Source organism: Fulvivirga kasyanovii, from assembly GCF_009711405.1.
Taxonomy (GTDB): domain Bacteria; phylum Bacteroidota; class Bacteroidia; order Cytophagales; family Cyclobacteriaceae; genus Fulvivirga; species Fulvivirga kasyanovii.
On the sequence record NZ_SMLW01000187.1, the window covers coordinates 1 to 1,726 of the forward strand.

At 37.8% G+C, this 1,726-nt stretch carries 2 protein-coding genes and 1 pseudogene; all 3 read left to right on the forward strand.

What is annotated here, in order from left to right:
* Nucleotides 1–748, forward strand: a pseudogene (locus tag E1163_RS30235) (hypothetical protein); the annotation flags it as partial.
* A gap of 5 nt (nucleotides 749–753) precedes the next feature.
* Nucleotides 754–1,188 (forward strand): hypothetical protein, encoded by a 435-nt coding sequence (locus E1163_RS00700; RefSeq protein WP_155168605.1) that lies wholly within the window; start codon nucleotides 754–756, stop codon nucleotides 1,186–1,188.
* 20 nt (nucleotides 1,189–1,208) lie between these two features.
* Complete coding sequence (locus tag E1163_RS00705) at nucleotides 1,209–1,643, forward strand: hypothetical protein (protein WP_155168606.1); 435 nt, start codon at nucleotides 1,209–1,211, stop codon at nucleotides 1,641–1,643.
* Nucleotides 1,644–1,726 lie beyond the last annotated feature (83 nt).

Below are 1,726 nucleotides of genomic sequence, written 5' to 3' on the forward strand. Positions count from 1 at the left end.
GGTGATTAGCAGGTGGTTGAGTCCTGATCCACTGGCCGATGAGATGGCGAGTTGGAGTCCTTATAATTTTGCTTTTGATAACCCGATAAGGTTTAACGATCCTGATGGGCTGGCCCCTTTGGACAATATTTATTTAAACGAGCAAGGCAAAGAAATTTTCAGGGAAAAGAACGATCAACCTGATAGGACATTTCTAATCAAAACAACAAAAACAACAGACCAACTATATCCCGAAGGCACGCAAGAAGACCAAAAAGGTTGGTCGAACCCTATTTCAAAAAAGGAAGCCAAAACTACTGAGAAATTGATTAAAGCAGGCAACGTGGAAGGCGACCACATGGATAACCTAGTTGAACTTGTAGATAGAGATACACGCGCTGAATATGACCGTATTTCTAAACAGGACGATGGAAAAGGGGGAAGCGTTACTAGTCGTCCCGGGAACAATGTAGAGTATGGCGTAAGAGAAGGCAGAAACGGAGAATTAGTCAATGGTAAGGGCGCACCAAGAGCAGGGGGAGGGTTTATTCCGGGCAAATGGGATATGCATTCGCACCCAAGCGGACAAACTCGATCATCAGATGGTCTATATTATGGTGCTGTTCAAGCACCCTCTAAACATGACATTACGACTGCTACAAAAAATGAATACATCATTGGCAGGCGTGAGAACACTGTATATATTTACAATACAAGCGGCGTTATAGCTACCATACCTCAAAAATATTTTGTAGACCCGAAAAAATGATAAAAATGCTTAAACCAATCTTCATAATTGTATTGGCTATCTACACTAGTAATATAGCTATGGCCCAATCACAAGATAATCTGTACCTACAATGTCTTGAAAGGCACCTTGAAAAGCACCATAATCAGGAAGGGGGACAATTATATATCAAAAGTGTTATGGGTATTACTGATAGTATGCCGGAAGAAATCAAAGGGTTTAAAATAACCTATCTTAACACTGACCAACTCAAAGCGAAAACCAAAAAAGAAGGTTTTGTGATTATCCAAATATTCCCAATAACCAACGCAGAAAATATATTGAACCTAGATATCAATGAGTATTTAACTTATAGAAATAAAAAAAGAACTTATCTATCCATGCACAAGAGTAGCAACTTCAAAATCGGATGTGCCGATGGCCAGCTTACAATAATTGATGAATACTTTACGGGTAGTTAGATTTATTGCCCTAAGAAAAAATGAAAAAGATTATTTCAACTTGCTTTATATTACTGAATTTTTATTTCCTTACCCAAGCTCAAAATTCTGAAAACTTATATACACTATGTTTAAAGAAGCATTTAAGTGAATATATGGTTGATATCGGGGCTAAAATTCTTGGTCGGAGAGTTATAGGCATTACGGACGCTCTACCTGATACATTATTAAATTTTCAAATTCAATATGTGGGTGATGATGAGATTGAGAGCCGAGCCAAAAAAGAAGGGTTTAGCATTATTATGGTTTCGCCCATTATCAATGATAAAAACCTTCTTTATCTCAATATTTGGGACTGTGCTGTTAATAGAAAAAAGAAGCTCACCAATTACATAAGGATGGGGGGCAGTTTCTATACCATTGGGTATGTTAATGACGAACTTACGATAGTTGATGAACATCATGGGGGTTTATGAATAGCTCGCTACTCTGTCTGGAGGGGTAGAAGCATTGAATAGGTTTACCATTATAGGTAGTATAAAGAATTTTGTGTAAACGC

Excerpts from the sequence above, each read along its gene's own strand:
- E1163_RS00700 (WP_155168605.1), top strand. The coding sequence starts at position 754 with ATGCTTAAACCAATCTTCATAATTGTATTGGCTATCTACACTAGTAAT.
- E1163_RS00705 (WP_155168606.1), top strand. The coding sequence starts at position 1,209 with ATGAAAAAGATTATTTCAACTTGCTTTATATTACTGAATTTTTATTTC.